Genomic DNA, 451 nt, shown 5'->3' with positions numbered 1-451 from the left:
CTTCATAAGCACCCAGCAATGAATAGGCATAGAAGCGACTTGCTGCGGGAGGATTGGCCACGTCGTGCAGCATTACCTCTGAAAGACTGAACACGTCGTCCGTCAGAAGCTGCAATTGTTGTTGCAGCAAGGCATTGCCTGGCGAAGTCGGTTGCGTCACAGTTTTGTCTCCGCGGGTCACCTGACAAAGTCCCTTTGACGCCGCACATAGCAGAACGCCAACGGAAATACTGATGATAATTCTTCTTATCCTCTCATCGCTTGAGCTCGTAGCAATCTACTCCAACATTGTTAATCCCCATCAATAAGTATTGCCGTCCGTTTACGGAGATAACATTCATCGACTTCACGTCTCCTGTCACCGACAACCCCGATTCAGGTTGTTTCACATATTGGAAATTACCCTTTCCGTCGCCTCTGAATACCTGGCCGAAATTGGCGTCGATCACAC

At 49.2% G+C, this 451-nt stretch carries 2 protein-coding genes; both read right to left on the bottom strand.

Translation table 11 applies throughout. The features are described from left to right. A partial coding sequence (locus tag RM844_RS32740) for a hypothetical protein (protein ID WP_311671073.1) occupies positions 1-181 on the bottom strand: 181 nt, incomplete at its 3' end. 73 nt (positions 182-254) lie between these two features. Continuing rightward, positions 255-451 (bottom strand): hypothetical protein (locus RM844_RS32735; RefSeq protein ID WP_311671072.1); only part of this gene is annotated, 197 nt, incomplete at its 5' end.

Origin of the sequence: Streptomyces chisholmiae (genome assembly GCF_031845445.1) — a bacterium.
GTDB classification, from domain to species: domain Bacteria; phylum Actinomycetota; class Actinomycetes; order Streptomycetales; family Streptomycetaceae; genus Streptomyces; species Streptomyces chisholmiae.
The sequence above is the reverse complement of the archived record's forward strand: the minus strand, read 5'-3'. Positions and strand labels throughout refer to the sequence as shown.